Raw genomic sequence first — 23505 nt, forward strand, 5'->3', positions numbered from 1 at the left:
TCCAGGCCGGCTTCTTCGGCGTGGATGGCGTAGTCGGCTAGCTGGGCGGGGTCGAACTGCTCGGCGGAGGCCTTGTAGCCCAGCTTCAGCTCACGGCTCGGAGTGCTCATGCGCCCGTCTCCGCTTCGCCTAGGTCCGTCGGTTCCTGGCGCTGGGCAGGGCCCAGCAGACGGTCGAGCAGGCTGGTACTCGTGACCTCGCCCAGGGAGAGGAAGGTCTCGATGCGCTGCAGACCGTCGATCGGCCACAGGTCCTCCAGCAGCAGCTGCTGGAGGTGGGCGTGGTCGCGCAGGCGGAACCTGGCGATGAGGTCGTAGGTGCCGGTCACGGCGATGAGTTCGTCGAGCTCGGGGATGTCGTGCAGGTCGGTGAGAATCTGGGTGAGGTCTGCGCCCGGCGCGACGATCATGGGGATGTGCACCAGCACCGGGAAGCCGAGCGCTGCCCAGTCCACGGAGACGGTGTAGCCGCGGATGACTCCGGACCTCTCCAACCGCGCGATGCGCTCACCGACGGCTGGACCGGACATGTTGATCTCGCGGGCCAGCTGCCGCTGGGATGCCCGCGGGTCTGCAGCGAGCCTGCGCACCAGCTCGCGGTCGATGTCGTCGAGGGGGACGGGAGGCCCCTGCCGCTCGATGAACCCGGCCAGACCTGCCATCGAGCCCCGGCGGCCCGGAGGGGCTGCGTCGTGGCGACGCGAGCGACCACCCCGACGCGAGGGCGGTGGAGGCGTGCTCATCGACGTGCTCCTCGCAGGATGGCAGGCAGTGCGGACTCAGCCATGATCCTCGGGAATGCGGGCATCGAGACCTCTGGCTGGAGATGGCGAGCGATGTAGCCGGTGAAGAAGCCCCGCTCGAACGTCGGACGGCTTTGAGGCGTCGGCACTTTCAGTAGCAGGTGCGTGGCACCGGCGTCCGCCCAGGAGCGTACGAGCTCGCGGTCCTGCTCTAGGTTGCCGGTCACTTCGGCGACACCCACCGCCACCTGCGCCCTGGCGTCGACCTCCTCGATCCTCTCGGCGAGCACGGGGGCGTCGCTGCCATCGACCGCGCGGCTCGTCCACACCGGCAGGTCGACCTGGGCTGGGCAAGGGGTCACCGCGAGCGTCTTGGGGGCAGCCGGCCCGAGGGCTTCGGCCATGATCCCGCTCGGCACTGTCCAACGGGCGCCGGTGTGGCGTACAGGGCGCCCTGACCAGCACGCCCGTAGCAAACCGATGTCCTCCGCGGCGGCGGCGTCGTCGAGCTCACCAGGATCGACGAGGACGACCACCCGCCCCTTGGAGAGGTGGTCCAGCACGGCGACCTCCTCAGCGAGGGTGACGGGATGCTCGGTGCCCAGCAGGAGCCGGACCACGACGCGGCAGTCGCGAGTGCGGGAGGCCACCTCGGCGGCAGCGATGCACCCCGTATCAGCGGGATCAGGTCGCGCTGGCGGCTCGAGCAGCAGGGCGAAGAGACCGGCGTCAGCGGCCGCCTGCACGTCAGTAGGTTCGTGCAGGATCGCGCCGATTCTCATGGGGTCACCTCCGCGGCAGACGGCATCAGGGGCGACGACGAAGGGCTGTGTTCGAGGGGGGCCAGCTCCGGCATGACCTCTGCGGCGAAGCGTTGCAGCATCCTGTGCACCGCGTCCCTCGGGGCGCCTTCGACGATGACGCGGAGCACGACGTCGTCGACGCCTGACTCGTGTACCTCGCGCAGGCCGTCGAGGACTACTTCCGCGGGCCCCACGATCGAGGTGTCGACGGCCTGGGCGACGGCCTTGTCGAGGTTCGTGCGGAAGTCCATCGCCTCGGTGGAGCCCTGCTCCGCCACGCTCCAGCCCAGGCCCGCGTAGAGCACGTAGCTCGCCCGCTGCCAGTCCAATACCGCGAGGCGCTCCGACGGTGAGTCCGTCAGCCAGACGTTACGGAGTGCGGACACTCGTGGCCTGGCGCCTGATGGTGGAACGGGCCTTCCGGCATCCTCCCAGCCCTGGCGGTGGGCGGCAGCGAGGTCCGTGACCAGGCTCAGGGGGTTGGCTCCCGAGAGCAGCACGCCCTGACCTCGAGCAGCTGCACGTGCGACGCCCTTGGAGGTCGCGGAGCCGTTCCACACCGTCGCGCCGGCGGGCACCGCCCAGCGCTCCAACTCGACAAGCCCGTCGCGGTGGCGGGCGACGCGGTCCTGGCGCCGGATCCCCTTGCCGTCGAACTCGACGTCGCGGTAGCCGAGGCCCACGCCTACGTCGAGGCGTCCGCCAGAGCGCGCCGCCACATCAGCGGCGAGCCGGGCGACCCGAGCCGGCTCTTGCAGGGGGAGGAGCATCATCCCGGTGCCGACGCGCAGTCGCGTGGTGACGGCGAGCGCGGCCGCCGCCACCGGCAGCAGCGCCGGGCAGTAGCCGTCGTAAAAGAAATGGTGCTCGGAGAGCCACAGCCCGTCGTAGCCCCACGCCTCCAGTGAGGGGGCGTCCTCCAGGAGCTCCCGGTAGGGCACGGAGGGGTGCCGGGGGGTGCTCGCCGTGGACTGCAGGCAGTAGAGCCCGACACCGAACCTCATGAAGGCACCGTAGGATCTCCGTGTTTCATTTGTGAGTCATGTACAGCTGTTGACTTTACATTTGCGTAGTGCAGGCGGGGTTCTATGAGCACGTGCACGATTCAGAACAGTCTGGCGTGGCGATCGTCACCGGCGCCGCGAGTGGCCTTGGGCGTGCGGTGTGCCTGCGCCTCGCCGCTCGCGGTGACATGGTTGTCGCCGCCGATCGCGACGGCGTCGGACTTGCCGAGACTGTGCGGCTTGTTGAAATGCACGCAGGCTCGGCAGTGGCAGTCGAGCTTGACGTCACCGACGCTGCCGCCGTGCGTGCCGCCGTCACCGCGGCCGACACCTGCTCGGCGGCACGCCGGCTCACCACCGCCGTTGCCTGCGCCGGCGTGGCCCGCCGAACGGCCGCCCTTACCCTCGACGCTCGCGACGCTGACGCCGCGCTGGCCGACCTTGACCTGACGCTGGCCGTCAACGTGCGCGGCACGTTCCTGCTGCTCCAGGCAGCCGCAGCCGTCATGGCTCCACGCGGTGAGGGCAGCATCGTCACCGTGGCGTCCACATCTGCCTTCACCGCCTCCTCGACGCCGATGCTGGCTTACGACGCGTCCAAAGGTGCCGTGAAGATGCTCACCCAGGCCGCTGCGCGCGAGCTCGGACCTCACGGGGTGCGGGTGAATGGGGTCGCTCCCGGCACGATGGACACCCCTTTGATGCGAGCGCTCGGCGCCGACGATGCAGCACTCTCGAGGATGGTTCAGTCGCGCATCCCCCTCGGTCGACTGGGCGGGGTCTCGGAGGTGGCGGAGGTGGTGGCGTGGCTCAGCTCGCCCCAGGCCTCCTACGTCACCGGACAGCTGGTCGTCGCCGACGGGGGGTGGTTGGCGTGAGGGTGTCTCTGGTCACCGGCGCCGGAGCGGGCATCGGCGCCGCCGTCGCCCGCCGTCTGTCGGTGCGGGGCGATCGCATCATGTGCGCTGATCGCGACGGCAGTGCGGCCGCCGCCGTTGCCGAGGAGCTCGGCGGTCCAGGACGTGCGATCGCCGTCGCCGTCGACGTCGCCACCGAGGGGGCGGGCGAGGCCGCTGTCGGTGCGGCGCTGGCAGCCTTCGGCCGACTCGACGCGGTGGTCGCCTGCGCCGGTGTCGAGCGCACCGCGCCCGCGCACGAGATGCCCACCGGGACCGTGCGCGACGTCCTGGCCGTCAACGTGCTGGGTTCCTTCGATGTGGCCACTGCGGCGGCGCGGGCCATGCGCGCCCAGGAGGGTGGTGGCAGCGTCGTCCTCGTCGGTTCGGTCACCTCCTTCCGTGCGCTGCCGGGAGGAGCTGCCTATGCCACGTCCAAGGGCGCGGTCCTCATGCTCGCCAAAGCGCTCGCCGTGGACTGGGCCCCCGATGGCATCACGGTCAACGTCGTCGCTCCAGGTGTGACGGACACCGCGATGTCGGCGGCCTCGCTGGGCGATCCCGAGCGCAGGGAGGCGCTCCTCGCCAGGGTGCCCATGCGGCGTCCTGGGCGCCCTGAGGACATCGCTGCGGCGGTTGCCTTCCTGACCTCTCCAGAGGCCGGGTACATCACGGGCGCCTGTCTGCCAGTCGACGGCGGATGGTTGGCGGCGGGATGAGCCTGCGCATCGGTGCGAAGCTTCCGCACACCGGCAGCAGCGCCAACGGGGCAGCCGTCCGCTCCGCCGCCATAGCTCTGGAAGAGGCCGGTTTCGACTCGCTGTGGGTGAGTGACCATGTTGTCCTGCCGGAGCGGGTCGCCTCGACGTATCCATTCTCCAGCGATGGGGTGGCCCGCTGGTCGACCGACCTCGACTACCTGGAGGCGCTCCTCACCTTGACTGCTGCGGCGGCCGTGACCTCGCGCGTCGCACTGGGCACGGCTGTGCTCGTGCTTCCGCAGCGTCAGCCTGTGCTCCTTGCCAAGCAGGCGGCCACGCTGGATGCCCTGTCGGGAGGCAGGCTCGTGCTGGGTGTCGGTGCCGGCTGGCTGGCCGAGGAGTTCGCGGCGCTGGGCGCCTCCTTCGAGGACCGCGGCCCGCGGATGGCGGAGGTCATCGGGGTGTTGCGGTCTTGCTGGAGCGGCCGCCATGAAGGGCTTCTGGTTCTTCCTCGTCCCGTGGGTGGGGCTTGTGGGCTTCCCGTGCTGGTCGGTGGCCACTCGCCTGCCGCCCTGCGGCGCGCGGGTGTCATCGGCGACGGGTGGCTGGCGCAGCAGGCTGCGGCTGACCTGGATCCCGATGCCATCGCTCACGACGCGGCGAGGATGCGCAGTGCCGCGCAGGCTGCGGGGCGCGACGCCAGCTCCCTGCGCGTCGTACTGCGCGTCGCCGACTCCCTGGGGCGACTGGAGCAGGTGGCGGCCCACCTGTCCGATCTGGTGGCGGCGGGCGTCGACGAGGTCGTGGTCGACGTCAACCCCGCGGGCGATCCCGCGGGCGACTACGGGCTGCTGCGCTCTGCCTGACAAGGCCGACGTGCGCCCTGGGCAGCCTCAGTAGCCGTCGATAGCCCGGTCCGGCGCCGGAGCCCTGGTGAACGCGTCGAGTGCTGCCTCGGCTCCACCGGAGAGAAGGCCGGCATCCGTGGCCACCACCACGTCGGTGAAGCCGAGCTCGACCATCCGGCGAGCCCTGGCCGGCGTCCCCGCAAAGCCGCCGGCCCGGACGTCGGCCCTGCGGCAGGCGCGCACCACCGAGGGCAGAGGAGCGAGATCGTCCCCGTCGGTCAGCAGGTCGTCCACGCTGCGGTTCAGGGCCAGGCCGAGGTCGAAGGGCCCCAGGAAGACCATGTCCACGCCGGGTGCCGCCGCGATGTCGTCGACGCGCTCCAGCGCGGCGGCGGTCTCCACCATCACCGCACAGCGCACGGCGTCGTCGGCATCAGCGGGCATCGGGGCGGTTCGGCCGACCAGTGGCAGCATCGGCCCGAAGCTTCGCCGGCCCCGCGGCGGGTAGCGGCAGGCCGCTGCCGCTGCTGCGGCCTGCTCGGGAGTGTCGATCATGGGCACGATCACGCCAGCTGCGCCAGCGTCCAGGGCGCGGCCAATCGTGGCGGGCCGGTCATCCGGCACTCGCACCCACACCGGAACATCGCCGGTCGAGGCCGCCGCTAAAGCCGGCAGCACGTCGCTCACCGACGCCGCGGTCCAGGCGCCGTGCTGGGCGTCCAGGGTGACCCAGTCGGGTCGGACCGACACCAGTAACCGTGCGGTGGCCGCCGAGGCCAGGCTGCTCCACAGGCCGATGTTCGGGGAGGAGGGATGCAAAGCCATGCTTCGAAGATACTGCTCAATCGAAAGGCCACTTAGCGCTTCAGGCTTGCGTGTAGCCATCTTGTAACGCGTAGAACCTTCCAGGAAACAAGGCTCTCCTAGCGTCACCGACATGTCCGCACCAGCTCCGAGCGCGTCACCGCCCCGGATCGCCGCAGGCGCAGCCTCGGTGCCAGGGTCGGGGATCCGAGAGATCGTGATGCTCGCCTACGGACGCGAGGACGTGGTGCACCTCGAGATCGGGGAACCCGACTTCGCCACTCCACGTCATGTCGTGGCAGCTGGTGATCTGACGCTCGCCACGCACAACCGCTACACCCCGAGCGCGGGGATCCCCGCGCTGCGTACAGCCGTCGCGGGGCGCCTACATCAGCACTACGGGCTCAATGACGACCCCGACTCCGTCGTCATCAGCCAGGGGGCGGTCCAGGGGCTCGCCGCGGTGATGACGGTGCTGCTGGAGCCAGGCGACGAGGTCCTCGTCCCTGATCCCGCCTGGCCCAACTACGAGATGCAGGCTCTGCTGCTCGGCGCCCGCCCGGTGCGATACCCGCTGCGTCCCGAGCGCAGCTTCCGCCCGGACCCGCTTGAGGTGGCCTCGCTGGTCACGGACCGGACCAGGGTGCTCGTCATCAACTCCCCCTCCAACCCCACGGGAGCGGTCCTGGAGCCTGGCCTGGTACGTGCGCTGGTGGAGATCGCCGTCGAGCGCGACCTCGTGGTGATCGCTGACGAGGTCTACGACCAGATCATCTTCGATGGTGTGCACGCCAACGCGGCTGCGATGGCCCCGGAGTCGGTGGTCAGCGTCTTCAGCTTCTCCAAGACGTACGCGATGACCGGGTCCCGGGTCGGGTACCTCACTGGCCCGTCGTGGCTGGTCCCCACCGTCGCGCGGGTCCAGGAGCCACTCCTGTCGTCGATCTCCGCAGCCGCTCAGGCTTCGGCTCTCGCAGCGCTCGAAGGGCCGCAGGACGTCGTCGGACGCATGGTGAGCACCTATCGGGAGCGCCGCGATCTCGTCGTCGACCGTCTGCGCTCCGCGGGGCTGACCGTGGAGGCACCAGCCGGTGCCTTCTATCTCATGCTCCCCCTGGTCGCGGGTGCAGACTCTCGCCTCGCTGCTCTCGACCTGGTTCACCGAGGGGTGGCGCTGGCCCCGGGAACCGCCTTCGGAGACACGGCGCGGAGCCACCTGCGGCTCTCCCTCGCCTCCTCCGCCCAGCAGCTGTCCACAGGCCTGGACCGGTTCCTCGACTGGTACGAGGCCACCTCCGGAGGGAACCGGTGACCACCGTGACAGAGCCCGAGTCAGTTGCCGCACCATTTGCGGCCTCCGGGGTGGGGCGGCGAGTGCCCATCGTTTCCATCGAGGGTCTGCGCAAGTCGTTCGGCTCGGTCGAGGTGCTCTCGGGAATCGACCTGGATGTCCACCCCGGCGAGCACGTTGTTCTCCTGGGCCCGTCTGGGTCCGGCAAGTCGACGGTCCTGCGCAGCATCAACCTCCTCGAGCGCCCCAGCGCTGGGTCCCTGGTGGTGGACGGTCGCGAGCACGCGACGCCGCGATCCTCGGGGCTGTTCGCAGGAGCCCCCCGGGGCACCGCCTTGCAGCTGCGTCGCACCGTCGGCATGGTCTTCCAGCAGTTCAACCTCTTCGGGCACTTGAGCGCGCTGGACAACATCGTGCTGCCGCTGCGTTCGGTGCGCAGGATGAGCCGCCGCGACGCGGAGGAGCGCGCGGCCGTCGAGCTGCGTCGCGTCGGCCTGATCGCACGGGCAGGTCACTACCCCAACCAGCTGTCGGGAGGGCAGCAGCAGCGGGTCGCCATCGCCCGTGCCCTCGCACTGGACCCGCAAGTGATGCTCTTCGACGAGCCGACGTCAGCCCTCGACCCAGAGCTGGTGGGGGAGGTGCTCCGCACGATGCGCCTCGTCGCCGAGACCGGCATGACCATGATCGTCGTTACTCATGAGATCGGCTTCGCCCGAGAGGTCGGTGACCTCAACGTCTTCCTCGAGCACGGGAAGGTCGTCGAGACCGGTGGCCGAGAGTTCTACGACGAGTGTCGTAGTCAGCGCGCTCGCGACTTCCTCCAGGCGGTGAGGTGATGGACGGCCCCACCCTCGACTGGTCTCTCGTCTGGGACAGCAGGCAGCTTCTCCTGGACGGCTTGGTGGTGGCCGTCCAGGTCTCCGCTACTGCACTGGCGCTGTCCGTGGCTCTCGGTCTGGTGCTCGCACTACTACGAACTTCCAGCACACCGCTGAGCTGGATCGCCGCCGGCTACATCAACATCTTTCGAGGCGTTCCCGCGCTGGTGAGCGTGATTTGGGTCTACTTCGGTGTTTCGCTCGCGTTCGGTTTGACCTTCACCGTGTTCCAGGCCGGTGTGATCGCCTTGACGCTGCTCTACAGCGCGTTCCTGGCCGAGATCTTCCGCTCGGCCCTCAGCGCGGTGCCACCGGGGCTCAAGGAGGCCGGCCAGGCTCTTGGCCTGCATCCGAGCCGGGTCTTCTTCTCCGTGACGCTGCCCCAGGCGGGCAAGATCGCACTGCCGAACATCGGCAGCATGTTCATCGGCATGGTCAAGGACACCTCTACCTTCACCGTGATCGGCCTGCTCGAAGTCGTGCGCGTCACGCAGAACCTCGTGAGCACCACGTTCCAGCCGTTCGTCCTCTACACCGCGGCTGCCGCGATCTACGTGCTCGCAGCCTTCGTCATCGACTTCGGCTTCCGGCTCGTCGAGAACCTCATGACCAGCCCACCGCAGGGACGGTTGGCACGGGCTCTGAGGGCCCGAAAGCGGGCCCGCGTCGAGCGGCTCATCGCTGCCCACTCCCGCGAGCCTGACGAGCCGCTCACTCCCGCCGCTGTCTGACTCCTGCCGCCCCGCCCTCCCCCCACCCCTCTCCCGAAAGGCACTCCCGTGCGCACTCTGAGCTCCCGCATGCCCCGGCGGACTGCTGTCGTCGGCACAGCCCTTGCCCTTGTAGCAGCGCTCGCTGGTTGCGGCGGGTCCACGAACTCTGCATCGACGACTGATGACACCTCGAGCGCCTCGACCGCCACCGGCGATGACCTGGGGCTGATGACCCCAGGCACCCTCGTCGTCGGCATGAACCTCCAGTTCCCGCCGGAGATGTATCTCGACAGCAACAACCAGCCCGCCGGCTACGACGTCGACCTCCTCAACGACCTCGCGAAGCAGATGGGCGTCAAGCTGGAGATCAAGAACCTCGACTTCAACGGACTGATCCCCGGCCTGCAGAGCAAGCAGTTCGACATGGTGTCCGTCGGTCTCACAGCTACCGACGAGCGCAAGCAGGTCATCGACTTCTCCCGCGCCTACGTGCCCTACACCTCCGTCCTCGCGGTGAAGGACGGTGACACCTCGGTGACCAGCATCGATTCGGTCAACGCAGCGGGCACCGTCATCACCGCGCTGCAGGGCAGCTCGGGCGAGAAGCTGGCGCAGACGACCTTCCCGAAGGCCACCGTCACCGGGTTCCCCGACCAGAACGCCGCACTGCTGCAGGTCGCCACCGGGCGCGCCCAGGGCTCGGTCGTCGAGGACTACATCCTCGCCCAGTACTCCAAGGCCAACCCGGGACAGATCATGAAGGCCGACCTGCCCGAGCCGCTCGACATCGGCTACGGCTCCTGGGGTGTGCAGAAGGGCAAGACCGCGCTGGTCACCGCACTCAACTCCTACCTCTGCGAGGCCCAGAGCAGCGGGAAGCTCGCTGAGCTGTACGAGAAGAACTTCGAGGTGCCCGCAGCTGACTTCCCGCAGATGCCTGCGGGCTGCTGACCAACGTCAGCCCAACTCGGCAGCGCTCGTGCCGGCGGGACGGTCCCGCCGGCACGAGCGCTGCCGCGACCCTTCAGGCGAGCGCGGCAGCTGCGGGCCGTGCGGTGTACCGGGGGGGCCAACCTTGACCCCGGCATCGCAGCAAGGCCCGCGCATGGCTGACCCACGTCACCGACTTAGCCTCGTGCGGTGAGCACCGCCCTCCCTGGCCCGACTTCACCGCCGAGCGGCCACGCCGTCGAGGCCGCCCTGCGGGTCGCCGAGGCTGGCGGTCCGCTCGACCCGCGTGAGGCCGAGGCGCTGCTGGCAGCCCGTGGGCTCTGCGACGGCGACCCGCTCGACAGGTTGCTGCGCGTCGCCTCCGCGGTGCGCGACGCAGGCCTGGCCGCCGCTGGTCGCCCCGGCGTCGTGACGTACTCGCGCAAGGTGTTCGTGCCGATCACCACGCTGTGCCGCGACCGGTGCCACTACTGCACCTTCGTCGACACGCCGCTCCAGCTGGCCCGCGCCGGCCGTACGCCTTTCATGACCGAGGACGAGGTGCTCGCGCTGACCCGCGACGGCGCCGCACTGGAGTGCAAGGAGGCGCTCTTCACCCTCGGCGACCGGCCCGAGGCTCGCTGGCCGGAGGCCCGGCAGTGGCTCGAGGCGCACGGGTTCGCCTCGACGCTGGACTACGTGCGCCACCTCGCCGTCCTCGTGCGCGAGGAGACGGGGATGCTCCCGCACCTCAACCCGGGCGTGATGACCGCCGACGAGCTCGCCGACCTGCGCCCGGTCGCCGCGTCGATGGGGATGATGCTCGAGACCACCAGCCGCGAACTCTTCGAGCGCCGCGGCGCGGTTCACTTTGGCAGTCCCGACAAGGACCCGGCGGTCCGGCTCCAGGTTCTCGAGGACGCCGGCGTCGCCGTCGTCCCCTTCACCACCGGGGTGCTGCTGGGCATCGGCGAGACGCCCGCCGACCGCATCGAGTCACTGCTGGCCATCGCCGACGTCGCGCGGCGGCACGGCCACGTGCGCGAGGTGATCGTGCAGAACTTCCGCGCCAAGCCGCGCACCGCGATGCGCGGTGAGCCCGACCTCGCGCTGCAGGAGTACGCGGCCGCGCTCGCCGTCGCCAGGCTCCTGCTGGGACCGGACCTCCGTGTGCAGGCGCCGCCCAACCTGTCGGCCACCGACGACGACGGGGCGGAGCTGGCGCTGCTGCTGCGCGCCGGCGTCGACGACTGGGGCGGCGTCAGCCCGCTCACCCCCGACCACGTCAACCCCGAGCGGCCGTGGCCGCACTTGGCCGACCTCGCCCGCTGGTCGGCAAAGTCCGGGTTCGAGCTTCGCGAGCGCCTGGCGCTGCAGCCGGAGCACGCGCTCGACGCGCAGCGGTGGCTCGACCCGGCGGTCGCGCCTGCCGTTGCGGCGCTGGCCGGGCCGGACGGGCTCGCGGTTCAGGGACGCCGTCCGGTCGGTCTCGCGCCCCGCCGGCCCGCCGCCTGACGCAGGGCAGGGCGGGGCGGGGCAGGGTGGCGGAAGTCCATGATCACGGCGGTCTGGGTGCGGTGATCATGGGCAGTTGGCCACCGTCACGGTGAGGGTCAGCTGGCGGCGCCGTAGGCAGCGGGGTCGAAGCGCGCGTTGCGGGCCCGGAACTCCGCTGCCGACGCGGGCCACAGCAGCGCCAGCCGCCCGCTGCGCTCGTCGCGGTACCAGCTCGTGCAGCCGCCGTCGTCCCACACCGTGTCGGCGGCCAGGGCGTCGACCTCGCGCAGGTACGCCGCCTCTGCCGCCTCACCGACTTCCAGCGGCCGAGCACCCGGCCCGTGTCGCCGCAGGTGCTCCAGCGCCCCGAGCACGTGCTCGACCTGCGCCTCCAGCACGTCGATCGCCGAGGAGTGCCCCAGCACGGCGTGCGGGCCGCCGAGCAGGAAGAGGTTGGGGAAGCCCGGCACTGCCGTCGATGCGTACGCCGTCATCCCGCCGGCCCACCGTTGCGCCAGGGCCAGGCCGCTGCGGCCGTGCAGCCGTGCCGCGATCGGCGGCGTCGACGTCGTGAAGCCCGTGGCCAGCACGAGGGCGTCGAGCTCGTGCCGCGCTCCGGACCCCGCCACCGCGGTGCTCCCCTCCACACGAGCCAGCGCGCTCGGCTCCAGCGCTACGTCGGAGCGCAGCAGCGTGGGGTAGTAGTCGTCGGAGAGCAGCACGCGCTTGCAGCCCACCTCGTACGCCGGGGTCAGCGCGCGGCGCAGCGGCCCGTCCGGCACCTGCGCGGCCAGGTGCTCCCGCGCCCTGGCCCGCAGCGCCTCCAGCGCCGGCCGATGACGACGGCGCGCGGCGATGCCCGCGTCGAGCTCGGCCAGCAGGCCGGCTCGCAGAGCGGCGACGGCAGCGGGGTCCCGCTCCAGCGCTGACCGCTCGCCGGGCGCCACTTCGGCATCACCTCGCGGCACGATCCACGGCGCCGTCCTCTGGAACACCACCACCTGCTCCGCCACCCCGGCGAGCGCCGGCACCACCTGCACCGCCGACGCCCCGGTGCCCACCACACCGACACGCAGCCCGCGCAGGTCGAGCCGCGCGTCCCAGCGTCCCGTGTGCACCACCGGCCCGGAGAAGCCGTCCAGCCCCGCGACCTCGGGCGTGTGCGGCGCGCCGAACCGGCCCACCGCCGTGACCAGCACCCGCGCGCGCACCCGCAGGACCCCGTCGGGCGTCGCGGCCGTCACGTGCCAGCGGCCACCTGCGTCGACACCGCCGTCGTCGTCGGATTCCCAGGAGGCGTCGAGCACGTCGGTGCGGAGCCGCACGTGCGGCGCCAGGCCCTCCTCGCGGGTGCTGGTGCGCAGGTATTCCTGCACCTGGGCGCCGCGCGCGTAGCGGTGCGTCCACGCCGGCTGCGGGCGGAAGCTGTAGGCGTACAGCGGCGCGGGCACATCGCACGCGACGCCCGGGTAGGTGTTGTCGCGCCAGGTGCCGCCGACGTCGTCGCCGCGTTCGAGCACCACGAACGACTCGCGCCCGCGCCGCTTCAGCTGGATGGCCGTCGCCAGGCCCGCGACCCCGGCGCCGATGACGGCGACGTCGACCACCAGCTGCTCCCGAGGTGGCCGACTTCCCATGATCACGGAGGGGGGAGGGGGAGGCGCTGGTCGGGCGGGACGTCGGCGTAGGTGGTGGTCCGCTGACGGGGCGTGCGTCCCAGCTTCTCGGCGACGACGACGACGTCGGCCGCGGTCAGCTGCGTCCCCGCTTCCGCGCCCGCGTCGGGGGCGACCGTGCCGTCGAGGAGCAGCCCGCCGAGGTCGTCGGCGCCGCCGGTCAGCAGCTGCTCGACCAGTGGGGACGTGCCCCCGCCGAGCTTGGTCCACGCGACCTGCACGTGGTCGATGCTGCCGGTGACCCGGTCGCTGCCGCTGCCGAGGAGCAGCCGGGCGACGGCGTGCAGCGCGCGCGTCTCGCGCTCCGACGGGCCCGGCCGGCGGCGTGGCAGACCCGCGGGCAGCAGGTCGGGGAGGGGAGCGGTCAGCGCGGGCGTCCACGGCATGGCGATGAACTCGGTGAACCCGCCCGTGCGGCGCTGCACCTCCTGGAGGCGCCGCAGGTGCGCCACCTGCTGCGCGTGCGTCTCCAGGTGCCCGTAGACGAGGGTGGCCGTGGAGCGCAGGCCCACCTCGTGCGCGGTGGTGATGAGGTCGACCCACTGCTGCAACGTGAGGTCCGGGGCGCCCGGCGGTGCGAGGCGCGGGCGCAGCGCGTCGTCGAGGATCCGCGCGCCCGTGCCCGGCACCGAGCCCAGCCCGGCGTCGCGGGCAGCGGTCAGCCACTCCCGCGGCGTGCGGCCCGAGCGGGTCGCGGCGTCGAGCACCTCGGCGGGCCGGAACGCGTGCAGGTGCAGCTGCGGAGCCCGCTCGTGGAGGGCGCGCACGAGGTCGAGGTAGCCGTCGTCCTGGCCCTCGCCGGCCGCCGCCGACGGCGGCAGCGGGCCCTGCACGCACAGCTCCGTCGCGCCCAGGGCGACCGCTTCGTCGACGAGGGCGTCGCGCAGCTCCGCCTGGGGTGAACCCGGCGGGCCGGCCACCGCCGCCGTCGTGAGGTTGCGGTTGACGACGAACGTCAGGTCGCCGTCGGCGCCGCCCTTGTCAGGGGCGTCATGACCGCTGGCTGCCGCGAGGACGTTCGCGCGACGCGCATCGGCGAGGCCGCACAGCGCGTCGAGGTACGGCTCGTCGATCGCCAGGAGCTGGGCCCAGTCGTCGTCGCTCAGGGAGGACGCGTCGACGATGGCGAAGGCGAGCAGCTCCTCGGGAGAGCGCACCGCCCGCCGGGCGCGCACTCGGCCGGTGGGGTGCCGAGGGCTCACCAGATGCGCACCCGCTGCTCGCGCGGCGTGAACAGCCCGTCTCCCTCGACCACCCCGAACGCCTCGTGGAAGGCGTCGAGGTTGGTGACGACGGCGTTGCAGCGCAGGTCAGCGGGGGAGTGCGGGTCGATGGCGAGGCGCCGGCGGACCTCGGCCTCGCGGGTCTTGGTGCGCCACACCTGCGCCCACCCGATGAGCACCCGCTGGATGGCAGTGAACCCGTCGAGCTCGGGCCCCTCCTCCAGCCCCGCGTTCTCCAGGGCGATCCGGTACGCCTTGAGCGCGATGGTCAGGCCGCCGAGGTCGCCGATGTTCTCGCCGACGGTAAGCTCGCCGTTGACCTTCGCGTCGGGGGCTTCGCGCGGTGAGAGCGCCGCGTACTGCGCGATGAGGGCGCCCGCGCGCCGCTCGAACTCCTCGCGGTCGGACGGCTGCCACCAGTCGACGAGGTTGCCCGAGCCGTCGTACTTGGAGCCCTGGTCGTCGAAGCCGTGGCCGATCTCGTGGCCGATCACCGCGCCGATGCCGCCGTAGTTGGCGGCGTCGTCGGCGTCGGCGTCGAAGAACGGCGGCTGGAGGATCGCCGCGGGGAAGACGATCTCGTTCATCACCGGGTGGTAGTACGCGTTGACCGTCTGCGGCGTCATGAGCCACTCCGACCTGTCGATCGGCTGCCCGATCTTGGCGAGCTCAAAGGCCGTCTCCCACTCACCGGTGCGCCGCACGGTGCCGACGAGGTCCTCGCCGTCCACCGCCAGGGAGGAGTAGTCCTTCCAGCGGTCGGGATAGCCGATCTTCGGGGTGAACGCCGCCAGCTTGGCGAGCGCCTTCTCGCGGGTCTCCGGACCCATCCAGTCCAGCGTGGAGATGGAGCGGCGGTAGGCCTCCACGAGGTTGGCGACCAGCTCTACCATGCGCTCCTTGGACCGCGGCGGGAAGTGCCGCTCCACGTAGAGCTGGCCGATGGCCTCCCCGAGCGTCCCCTCGACGAAGGAGACCCCGCGGCGCCACCGCTCGCGCAGCTGCGGGGTGCCCGACAGGGTGCGGCCGGAGAAGTCGAACTGCTCTTCCACCAGCGCCTCGGACAGGTACGGCGCGAGCCCGCGCACCAGGCGCACCGCCAGCCAGGCGCGCCACTGCTCCAGCGGCCGCGACGCGAACAGCGCCGCCGCCCCGGTGACGAAGGACGGCTGCCGCACCACCACCTCGGCCAGCGCGTCCGCACTGACGCCGTCCAGGCGGCTCGTTGGCTTGCCGCCGCCCTCGCCGTCGTCGTCGGACAGGTCCAGCAGTGCCGACCGCCACGCCTCCCAGTCGAACCCGGGGGCGCTGGCCACCAGCGCCTCCCACGTCATGAGCGTGTACGTCTTGTGGGCGTCGCGGCGGGAGACCCTGTCCCAGCTGACGCCCGCCAGCGCGGTCTCCAGGTCGAGCACGGTGGCCCCCAGCGGCTCCAGGCCCGCGAGGGCGCACAGCCTGTCGAGGTGCTCGAGGTACTTCCCCCGCACCTCGGCGTGCTCGTCGAGGCGGTAGTACGCCTCGTCCGGCAGACCCAACCCGGCCTGCTCGGCGTAGACGACGTAGCGGGAGGAATCCTTCGCGTCGGGCGAGACGTAGGCGGCCACCAGCGCCGCGAGCCCCTCGCGCTGGTACGTGCCCAGCAGCGCGGCCAGCGCGGAGCGGTCCCGGACAGCGGCCACCTCCGCCAGCAGCGGCTCCAGCGGGGTGGCGCCCAGCGCCTCGACCCGCTCCACGTCCATGAACGCGCGGTAGGCCCGTCCCACCTGACCCAGCGCACCGCCCGAGGCCGGCCCGCTGACCTCGACGGGCGCGCTCGCGGCGGCCTCCTCGACGATGGCGCGCACCTGCTCCTCGGCGGCGTCGTAGAGGGCGCGGAAGGCGCCGTCGGACGACCTGTCCGCCGGGATCTCGTGCGCGACGAGCCAGCCGCCGTTGATGTGGCCGAACAGGTCGTCCTGGGGACGGACGGAGGTGTCGACGTGGGCGAGGTCGAGGCCCGAGCGTGTCGCGGGCTCTGCTGCCTGAGCTGCTGCCTGAGGTGCTGCGGAGGCTGCCGGGGACGTCGTCGCAGAGGTGGCCATGCCCCATCCTCCCCACTCCCACGACCGCGACGCAGGAGGCCCCGGCCAACGAGCAGGCAGGATGGCCACATGAGTACGGACAGCAGCACCACGGGCCCCACCGGCACCTCGAGCGCAGCGACGACGGCTTCTGCGTGGACGGCGGAGCGGGTCGCTCGCCTCGTCGACCACACCCTGCTCAAGCCGGAGGCCACCGCCGCTGACGTCACCGCGCTGCTCGCCGACGCGCGCCGCCTGGGCGTGTTGGCCGTATGCGTCTCGCCGTCGTTCCTGCCACTGGTCCAGACCGCCGGCGAAGGTTCGACGGACGGCCTCCTGGTGGCCACGGTCTGCGGCTTCCCCTCCGGCAAGCACACCAGCGCCGTCAAGGCCGCCGAGGCCGCGGCAGCGGTGGGGGCGGGCGCCGACGAGGTCGACATGGTCATCGACGTGGGCACCGCGCTGGCCGGTGACATCGACGCCGTCCGCTCGGACATCGCCGCCGTACGGGCCGCCGTCCCCGCGCCGCGGGTGCTCAAAGTGATCCTCGAGAGCGCGGCCCTCCCGGACGACGTCCTCGTCGCCGTGTGCCGGGCCTCCGAGGAGGCCGGCGCCGACTTCGTGAAGACCTCCACGGGCTTCCACCCCGCGGGCGGAGCGAGCGTGCACGCCATCGAGATCATGCACGCGGAAGTCGGCGGTCGCCTCGGCATCAAGGCCTCCGGCGGGATCAGGACGGCGGAGGCCGCCGTCGCCCTGCTCGACGCGGGCGCCACGCGTCTGGGGCTGTCGGGTACTGCCGCCGTGCTTGCTGGTCTGCAGGGGCTGGAGGGCCTTTCCGGCTCCTGACCGAGGTCAGAGCAGGGGCTCGCGGGTGTTCCCCTGCGCGCCGTCGTGGGCGTCGTCCTGGGCGCCGTCGTGGGGGGCGTTGCGGCGGCTGCGGCTGGCCCGCTTCATCTCGTACATCGCCGCGTCCGCGGCCGCGAGCAGCTCCTCGGTGCTCACCGGATGGTCGACGACGGCGACCCCGACGCTCGCCCCCACGGAGACCGAGGAGCCGTCCGGCAGCAGCACCGGCAGCGGCACCTCGCCGCGTACCCGCTCCGCCACCGCGTGCGCTTCGTCGTCGGCGGCGATGCCCTCCAGCACGATGACGAACTCGTCGCCCCCGGTACGGCCCACGCAGTCCGCGGGGCGCACGGAGGCCAGCAAGCGTTCGGCGACGACGACGAGCAGCGCGTCTCCGGCGGCGTGGCCGTGGACGTCGTTGACGGGCTTGAAGCCGTCGAGATCGAGGAAGAGCAGCGCTGAACGTCGGTGCGGGGAGGCGTCGGTGGCGGCGCGCCCCAGCGGGGCCGCCAGCCCGCGGCGCGAGAGCAGCCCCGTGAGCGGGTCGAGGAGAGCCAGGCCCTCGAGCTCGGCGACGTGGACCTGACGCTCGGCCTCCAGTGCCTCCGCCGCCCGGAGGGTCTGCCGGCTCAGCCGGGAGGCGATCCCGAGGGTCGGCAGGCAGAACAGCAGGGTGCCGGCCGCCACCACCGCGGTGGCTCCGGCGGGCAGCAGACCGTCGACGATGCCCAGCCACTGGGCTCCCATGCTCGCAGCGGAGACCCCCACGACGCTCGCCATGACCGCGAGGGTGCGACGTCGTGTGGGGCGGATCACCACCGCGTGGATCGCCACCATCGTGCAGGCCGTCGGGACGAGCGCGGTCAACCCCAGCGGGGCGAGCAGCGCGGCCAGGAGCGCGAGGTAGGTGACGTTGAGGGCGACGCCGCCGGTGGAGGTCGTGAGCCGCTCGAGCCGGCCGCGGAGCCACGGGGTTCCGGAGGCTGCGAGCACGAGCGCGACGGTCACCGCGGCCCCCAGGCGCGTCTGGACCCCCAGCCGCTCGGTGAGCGCGCCGAAGCAGACTGCGAGGGCGGGGGCGGTGAGCGCCGACGCGAGGGTGCGGAGCACCGTCCTGAAGCGGGACGTGCGGAGGGCTCTCGGCAACGGCACGCCTGCCTCCTTGCAGCGGAAACCGAGCATGCCGCTCGGGAATCTCGATGATCGACAGTAATCGATCCGGGCTGTAGGGCTGTAGGGCTGCAGCGGACGTATGTCAGCCAGGCCGCCGATCAGCCCGTGGGCAGCTGCACCGCCGCGTGCTGCGGGACCCCCGACGGCGCCCGCCCTCGCGCGAGCCGACTGGCGCGCTTCGCCACGTACATCGCCGCGTCGGCGGTGCACACCAGCTGGTCGACGTCGCAGGGGGTGGTGGCTGTCGCCACCCCGGTGCTGACCCCCACGGTCACCTCGGTGCCGTCGGCGAGCAGCACCGCCCGCGCCACCGCCTCGCGCACCCGCGCCGCGACCAGCTCCGCCTCGGATTCGTCGTGCAGCCGGAACAGGACGATGACGAACTCGTCGCCGCCGGTGCGCGCGATGGCGTCGTCGTCGCGCACGCACTGCTGGAGGCGGCGGGCCACCGCCTTGAGCAGCTCGTCGCCCGCGGCGTGACCGTGGACGTCGTTGACGGCCTTGAAGCCGTCGAGGTCGAGGTAGATGACTCCGGACGGGGTGTGTGGCGCGGCGGAGCCGGCGGCCCGTCGCAGCGGCTCCTCCAGACCCCGGCGGCCCAGCAGCCCGGTCAGGGCGTCCAAGCGGGCCGCCTTCTCGAGGGCGGCGTTGGCACGGACGGCGTCCCGGGCGACCCCCGCGGCGATCGGCGAGCTCACCACCAGCAGCGTCCCGGCGACAAGGGCCGCCGCCGGGACCGGCAGCACACCTCCCACCCACCCCAGGGCCTGGCACCCCAGCGCCGCGGCGCTGGCCACGACCTGGACCACGTGCACCTGGACGATGCGCGCTCGGGTCGGCTGCAGGAGTACGGAGTGGATCCCCGAGGAGGCAACCGCCGCCGGCACCAGGGCGCTCATCCCCAGGGCGGCGAGCATCGCGCCGAGCACGACGACGGCGAGCAGCATGCCTGCCAGCCCACCCACGCCCTCGGAGCGGTTCTCGTTCCACCGGCGCACCGGCGGCAGCGCCAGGAAGCCCATCACCGCGCCGAGCCCGACGGCAATGCCCCAGGAGACCTCGGCGCCGAGCCGGTCAGCGGACAAGGCCATCGCAGCGGCCATCGCTGCGGTGACCACGATCGGCGCCGTCATCGAGAAGGCGTAGACGAGCCGCTGCGGCACGAGCACGGCCACCTCCTGACGAGCCCTCGATGAGCTCCGCGAGCGCTGAGGCCCCACGCGTTGGGGGCTTCAGGTGGTGATCGACAGAAGTCGCCCGTCCTGGAGGTGACGTCCCCCGGACGGGGACGCGCCAGTCTCAGAGAGCCAGGAGCCCCCGGACCTCCTCAGCAAGGGCTGCTAGGCGTACTGCCGCGCGCTGACGGGCACCGTCGAGCGCGCCACGGCCCTCGACCGGCTCCACCACCTCGAGGTAGCACTTGAGCTTCGGCTCGGTACCGCTGGGGCGCACCACCACGCGACCGCCGCCGGCCAGCGTCCAGCGCAGGCCGTCGGTGGCGGGCACGCCCGTCGTGGCCACTGAGCCCACCGACAGGTCGTCCACCCGCTCGACGACGGCGCCGGCCAGCTCGGCGGGCGGCTCGGCACGCAGGCGCGCCATCGCGTCGGAGATCAGCGAGAGGTCCTCCACCCGCACCGAGACCTGGCCCGTCGCGTGGACGCCGTGGGCGACGGCGAGCTCGTCGAGCACGCTGAGCAGCGTGCTGCCCCGGGGGGCCAGGTCGGCCGCGAGCGCGGCAACCACCACCGCCGCGGAGACGCCGTCCTTGTCACGGACCAGGTCGGGTGCCACGCAGTACCCGATGGCCTCCTCGTAGCCGAACACCAGGCCCGGCGCCCGCGAGATCCACTTGAAGCCGGTGAGGGTCTCGGCGTGCCCGACGCCGTGCGCGGCGGCGATCCGGCCCAGGAGGCTGCTCGAGACCAGCGAGCACGCCAGCGTCGCACCCGGTGGCAGCACCCGGCGCGGACCCGCGAGCCCGCCGGAGGCCGCGTGCTCCCCGAGCACCGCGCCCAGCTCGTCACCGGTGAGGGCTCGCCACCCGCCGTGACGGCTCGGATCGGGGACGGCGACGGCGCAGCGGTCGGCGTCCGGGTCGACGGCGACGACGAGGTGCGCGTCCCGCCGGCGCGCGAGTGCGAGAGCCAGGTCGAGGACGCCCGGCTCCTCGGGGTTCGGGAAGGTCGTGGTCGGGAAGTCCGGGTCGGGGTCGGCCTGTTCGGGGACGATGGCGACGTCGGTGACGCCCGCCCGCCGCAGCGCCTCCATGACGACGGCGCCACCGACCCCGTGCACCGGCGTGAGCACCACGCGGAGCTGCGAGCGCCGTCCGTCGGCCGGCGGCGGGCCGGGCAGCGCCGAGACCGCGCGCAGGTAGGCGTCGAGGAGGTCGCCGCCGAGCACCGACCAGCCCCGCTCGGCACGGGGGACCTCGCGGGCCGGTGGCTGAGCGGCGATCTCCGCGGCGATCTGCGCGTCCGCGGGCGGCACGATCTGCGCGCCCCGCCCGGGTGCGTCAGCGCGCGTCTCCGCTCGGGAGCCGGTGGCGGGCGCGCATCGACCCCCGAGGTAGACCTTGTAGCCGTTGTCCTGCGGCGGGTTGTGGCTGGCGGTCACCATGACGCCCGCGTCAGCGTCGAGGTGGCGCACCGCGAACGCCAGGACGGGTGTCGGCAGGGGACGCGGCAGCAGCAGTGCTCGCACGCCCGCCGCCGTCATCACCGCGGCCGTGTCGCGCGCGAACTGGGCTGACCCGTGGCGGGCGTCGTACCCGATGACGCACAGCGGCGCGCCGGCCTCCGGGTCCGGCGGCGCCGCGTGGCGCCGCAGGTAGGAGGCCAGACCCGCCGCGGCGCGGACGACGACGGCGCGGTTCATGCGGTGGCTGCCCGGCCCGAGCGCCCCGCGCAGCCCTGCCGTGCCGAACTCGAGGTCGCCGTCGAGGGCGGAGATCACCTCGGCGGCAGCCTCCCGAGCTCCAGCGCTGTCGTTGGCGATGCCTTCGGCGCGGGCGAGCAGCGCCAGCAGGGCGGCGCGGTCGTCGTCGTCGACGTCTCCTTCGGCCCACGCGCGGGCGCGGGCGGCGGTGCGGGCGTCCAGCCGGACGCCGGAGGACGTGGCGCTCACGCGCGGGGCTCGGCGAGTACCCGGCGTACCACGGAGGCCAGCAGTGCCCCGATGCGCGGACCCGCGGCCCTGCCCGCGTCGATGACCTCCTGCGCGTCCAGCGGCGTCGGGCTGACGCCTGCCGCCAGGTTGGTGACCAGCGAGATCCCCAGCACCTCCAGACCGACCTGGCGCGCCGCGATGGCCTCCAGGGCCGTGGACATGCCGACCAGGTCGCCCCCGATGCGGCCCGCCATGCGCACCTCGGCGGGGGTCTCGTAGTGGGGGCCGGGGAACTGCACGTACACGCCCTCGGTGAGCTCCGGCTGCACCTGGCGCGCGATGCCGCGCAGCCGCGAGGAGTACAGGTCCGTGAGGTCGATGAACGTGGCGCCCTCGAGCGGCGACGTCGCCGTGAGGTTGATGTGGTCGCTGATGAGCACTGGCGTGCCGGGGCCGCGGTCGACGTCGATGCCGCCGCAACCGTTGGTCAGGACGACGCTCGCGCAGCCCGCCGCGGCCGCCGTCCGCACGGCGTGGACGACGGGACGCACCCCACGCCCCTCGTACAGGTGCGTCCGCGAGAGGAACACGAGCACGTGGCGCTCGGCGCCGGAGTCGTCCGTGACGCTCACCGAGCGCACTGTGCCGACGTGCCCGAGGGCTGCCGCCGGCGCGAACCCCGGCAGGTCGGTGACCGCGATCTCGGCGGTCGTCGCCCCCAGCAGGTCTGCGGTGACCTGCCAGCCGGAGCCGAGCACCAGCGCCGCGTCGTGGCGGGCGATGCCGGTGCGCTCGGCGATGGCCTGCGCGGCGTACGCGGCGATCTGGAAGGGATCGGTGCTGGGGTCGCCGAGGTCGTACGCCGGGTTGTTGGAGTGGTCCGGCGCGACGTTGTCGAAGGGGTCCATCACGCGGGGCACCGTACTGGGAGCCGCCTGCAGCGGCCTCCGGGGCGGGGCAGCCGACCCGATCAACCAGCCCGATCAGCCAGCCCGATCAGCCGACGGAGCGACAGGGGCGCGAGCGCAGCTCCGCGACGTAGTCGTCGGGGGCTCCCGCGGCTTCGGCAGCGTCGGCGAGCATGCCGAGGTAGAACGCGCTGGGCAGGCCGCCCTCGTAGTCGTCGAGGACGTACGTCCAGGCCAGCCGCTCGCCCTCGAGGGTGTCCACACGCACCTTGACCTTGGTGTAGAGGCCGATGTCGACGCCCTCCCACTGGTCGAGCTGCTCGGCGTCGGCGTCGGTGAGGTCGTACAGGGCCACGAACACCTGGTGCTCGACGCCGCTGTCCGGATCCTCCGACGGGGGTACCTCCACGATGGTGGCCAGCGCGCCGTCCCAGCCGCGCTCCTCACCACCGAACGTCAGGCGCCAGCCGCGTAGCCAGCCCGTCTGCTCCAGGGGTGAGTGCGGCGCCCGCACGGACATCCGCTCGGGGTGAAGGTTGCTCGCGTACGCCGCGTACAGCGCCATGACCGGTGAGGGTAGCGACCAGCTCCTCGCCCGCGCCGTCACCCGCGCCCCGACCCGCGCAAGACCACCTCCTCACATGCCTCCACACGCCTCCTCGGACGCGCGATCGAGCAGGAGCTCGCGGATCACCGGCAGTAGCGGCTCGACGTCGTGCCGTACTCCAAGCGGAAGCCGGAGGACGGCCCCCGCAAACGCCGTGCACCACCAGGCTCGGCCGTCCAGCAGGGGGTCAGTCTCGTCCCTCGTCAGGTCCGGCCCGCAGCCGCGTCTGGCGATCTCCACCGCGAGCGTCGCCCCGTACGACCGCCGTCGCCCCGGGGAAATCCTCAGGTCCGGCGAAGCGACGGTGCGGGCCCACAGGTCCGGGTCCGCGACGCGCCTGACACCGTCGACCAGCACGCGTTCCACCTGGATCGGCATGATGAAGGGGTCGGCGGCGAACCCGCGGCGCGACCAGGGCTGGATCTGCCGGGGACCGTCCAGCGCCACGAGCAGCGGCTGCTCGGCCAGACCTCCCGGGTCATTGAAGTCTTGCCCCCACGGCACGGGCAGGCCTGCTGCTGCCACGGCGTGCAGACCGGTGACGCAGGTGCCGGGCGGGCACACCAGCAGGCCGGCTTGCGCCCGGAGCTTGGCGTTCCAGCCGAGGGCTACCGGCACCCGCACCCCGGTGAACGGCGCCCACAGGTCGTTACTGCGCAGACGTTTGCGTGACACGCCCAAGGCCACTGCCTCCGCAGGCCGGAAGGGGCGGCTCGCGAGGTCGGTGGGGAGCGGGGTCGGGGGGTGCACCGGACCAGGCTGACGCGATCGCGTGGCCCTGCGCTGGA

At 72.5% G+C, this 23505-nt stretch carries 21 protein-coding genes and 2 pseudogenes; 9 read left to right on the plus strand and 14 right to left on the minus strand.

Features of this window, described 5'->3' with window-relative positions; all coding sequences use genetic code 11:
• The 4 genes and pseudogenes from BXY45_RS24730 to BXY45_RS13485 form a co-directional block, all read right to left on the minus strand.
• Positions 1 to 110, minus strand: a pseudogene (locus tag BXY45_RS24730) (F420-dependent glucose-6-phosphate dehydrogenase); the annotation flags it as partial.
• Entirely contained in the window at positions 107 to 742 is a 636-nt protein-coding gene (locus tag BXY45_RS13475) for an Lrp/AsnC family transcriptional regulator (protein WP_109775035.1), read from the minus strand. The gene BXY45_RS13475 and the pseudogene BXY45_RS24730, both read right to left, overlap by 4 nt.
• A complete protein-coding gene (locus BXY45_RS13480) occupies positions 739 to 1524 on the minus strand; it encodes an LLM class flavin-dependent oxidoreductase (protein WP_109775036.1) in 786 nt (261 codons plus the stop codon). Before BXY45_RS13480 ends, BXY45_RS13475 begins: the two co-directional genes overlap by 4 nt.
• Positions 1521 to 2549 carry an LLM class flavin-dependent oxidoreductase gene (locus BXY45_RS13485; RefSeq protein ID WP_109775037.1) on the minus strand — a complete coding sequence of 343 codons (1029 nt, stop codon included), beginning with the start codon at positions 2547 to 2549 and terminating at the stop codon, positions 1521 to 1523. The genes BXY45_RS13480 and BXY45_RS13485 overlap by 4 nt, the downstream gene beginning before the upstream one ends.
• Before the next feature lie 158 nt (positions 2550 to 2707).
• Between BXY45_RS13485 and BXY45_RS13490 the strand changes: the two genes are divergently transcribed.
• From BXY45_RS13490 to BXY45_RS13500, 3 genes are read left to right on the plus strand one after another with little or no spacing between them, the layout of a single operon-like run.
• Positions 2708 to 3427: an SDR family NAD(P)-dependent oxidoreductase gene (locus BXY45_RS13490; RefSeq protein WP_245961823.1), complete on the plus strand. Its 720-nt coding sequence runs from the start codon at positions 2708 to 2710 to the stop codon at positions 3425 to 3427.
• Positions 3424 to 4164: an SDR family NAD(P)-dependent oxidoreductase gene (locus BXY45_RS13495; protein ID WP_170131502.1), complete on the plus strand. Its 741-nt coding sequence runs from the start codon at positions 3424 to 3426 to the stop codon at positions 4162 to 4164. Before BXY45_RS13490 ends, BXY45_RS13495 begins: the two co-directional genes overlap by 4 nt.
• Complete coding sequence (locus BXY45_RS13500; protein WP_170131503.1) at positions 4161 to 5012, plus strand: TIGR03619 family F420-dependent LLM class oxidoreductase; 852 nt, start codon at positions 4161 to 4163, stop codon at positions 5010 to 5012. Before BXY45_RS13495 ends, BXY45_RS13500 begins: the two co-directional genes overlap by 4 nt.
• Positions 5013 to 5039: 27 nt before the next feature.
• Here BXY45_RS13500 and BXY45_RS13505 read toward each other — a convergent pair whose 3' ends face one another.
• Positions 5040 to 5819, minus strand: coding sequence for an HpcH/HpaI aldolase family protein (locus BXY45_RS13505; protein WP_109775041.1), 780 nt, complete (start codon positions 5817 to 5819; stop codon positions 5040 to 5042).
• 112 nt (positions 5820 to 5931) lie between these two features.
• Here BXY45_RS13505 and BXY45_RS13510 point away from each other — a divergent pair, with 112 nt between their 5' ends.
• The 5 genes and pseudogenes from BXY45_RS13510 to cofG form a co-directional block, all read left to right on the plus strand.
• On the plus strand, positions 5932 to 7110 hold the full coding sequence (locus BXY45_RS13510) for a pyridoxal phosphate-dependent aminotransferase (RefSeq protein WP_109775042.1): 1179 nt from the start codon (positions 5932 to 5934) through the stop codon (positions 7108 to 7110).
• Between the two features lie 68 nt (positions 7111 to 7178).
• Positions 7179 to 7928: an ATP-binding cassette domain-containing protein gene (locus BXY45_RS13515; protein ID WP_109775102.1), complete on the plus strand. Its 750-nt coding sequence runs from the start codon at positions 7179 to 7181 to the stop codon at positions 7926 to 7928.
• Complete coding sequence (locus BXY45_RS13520; RefSeq protein ID WP_109775043.1) at positions 7928 to 8701, plus strand: amino acid ABC transporter permease; 774 nt, start codon at positions 7928 to 7930, stop codon at positions 8699 to 8701. The genes BXY45_RS13515 and BXY45_RS13520 overlap by 1 nt, the downstream gene beginning before the upstream one ends.
• Before the next feature lie 210 nt (positions 8702 to 8911).
• Positions 8912 to 9634 (plus strand): substrate-binding periplasmic protein, encoded by a 723-nt coding sequence (locus tag BXY45_RS13525; protein WP_170131504.1) that lies wholly within the window; start codon positions 8912 to 8914, stop codon positions 9632 to 9634.
• A gap of 189 nt (positions 9635 to 9823) precedes the next feature.
• Positions 9824 to 11119, plus strand: a pseudogene (cofG, locus tag BXY45_RS13530) (7,8-didemethyl-8-hydroxy-5-deazariboflavin synthase CofG); the annotation flags it as partial.
• A gap of 107 nt (positions 11120 to 11226) precedes the next feature.
• Here the strand turns inward: cofG and BXY45_RS13535 are convergent.
• From BXY45_RS13535 to BXY45_RS13545, 3 genes are read right to left on the minus strand one after another with little or no spacing between them, the layout of a single operon-like run.
• Complete coding sequence (locus tag BXY45_RS13535; RefSeq protein WP_245961806.1) at positions 11227 to 12717, minus strand: flavin-containing monooxygenase; 1491 nt, start codon at positions 12715 to 12717, stop codon at positions 11227 to 11229.
• 32 nt (positions 12718 to 12749) lie between these two features.
• On the minus strand, positions 12750 to 13988 hold the full coding sequence (locus tag BXY45_RS13540; RefSeq protein WP_211319556.1) for an FO synthase: 1239 nt from the start codon (positions 13986 to 13988) through the stop codon (positions 12750 to 12752).
• On the minus strand, positions 13985 to 16090 hold the full coding sequence (locus BXY45_RS13545; protein ID WP_109775046.1) for a M13 family metallopeptidase: 2106 nt from the start codon (positions 16088 to 16090) through the stop codon (positions 13985 to 13987). Before BXY45_RS13545 ends, BXY45_RS13540 begins: the two co-directional genes overlap by 4 nt.
• 69 nt (positions 16091 to 16159) lie before the next feature.
• On the opposite strand from BXY45_RS13545, the gene deoC reads away from it, so the two are divergent.
• Complete coding sequence (gene deoC / locus BXY45_RS13550) at positions 16160 to 16918, plus strand: deoxyribose-phosphate aldolase (protein ID WP_109775047.1); 759 nt, start codon at positions 16160 to 16162, stop codon at positions 16916 to 16918.
• A 6-nt stretch (positions 16919 to 16924) separates the two neighbouring features.
• On the opposite strand, the gene BXY45_RS24560 is transcribed toward deoC, so the two are convergent.
• From BXY45_RS24560 to BXY45_RS13580, 6 genes are all read right to left on the minus strand, one after another.
• Positions 16925 to 18070, minus strand: coding sequence for a GGDEF domain-containing protein (locus BXY45_RS24560; protein WP_281270594.1), 1146 nt, complete (start codon positions 18068 to 18070; stop codon positions 16925 to 16927).
• A 119-nt stretch (positions 18071 to 18189) separates the two neighbouring features.
• Entirely contained in the window at positions 18190 to 19260 is a 1071-nt protein-coding gene (locus BXY45_RS13560) for a GGDEF domain-containing protein (RefSeq protein WP_146211198.1), read from the minus strand.
• Between the two features lie 130 nt (positions 19261 to 19390).
• Positions 19391 to 21220: a phospho-sugar mutase gene (locus BXY45_RS13565; protein WP_245961807.1), complete on the minus strand. Its 1830-nt coding sequence runs from the start codon at positions 21218 to 21220 to the stop codon at positions 19391 to 19393.
• On the minus strand, positions 21217 to 22110 hold the full coding sequence (locus BXY45_RS13570) for a purine-nucleoside phosphorylase (RefSeq protein WP_109775049.1): 894 nt from the start codon (positions 22108 to 22110) through the stop codon (positions 21217 to 21219). Before BXY45_RS13570 ends, BXY45_RS13565 begins: the two co-directional genes overlap by 4 nt.
• A gap of 88 nt (positions 22111 to 22198) precedes the next feature.
• Positions 22199 to 22675: a gamma-glutamylcyclotransferase family protein gene (locus BXY45_RS13575; protein ID WP_109775050.1), complete on the minus strand. Its 477-nt coding sequence runs from the start codon at positions 22673 to 22675 to the stop codon at positions 22199 to 22201.
• A 72-nt stretch (positions 22676 to 22747) separates the two neighbouring features.
• Positions 22748 to 23467 (minus strand): hypothetical protein, encoded by a 720-nt coding sequence (locus BXY45_RS13580; protein WP_109775051.1) that lies wholly within the window; start codon positions 23465 to 23467, stop codon positions 22748 to 22750.
• Between the last annotated feature and the right edge of the window lie 38 nt (positions 23468 to 23505).

The sequence above is a fragment of the Quadrisphaera granulorum genome (genome assembly GCF_003149145.1).
Lineage (GTDB): Bacteria > Actinomycetota > Actinomycetes > Actinomycetales > Quadrisphaeraceae > Quadrisphaera > Quadrisphaera granulorum.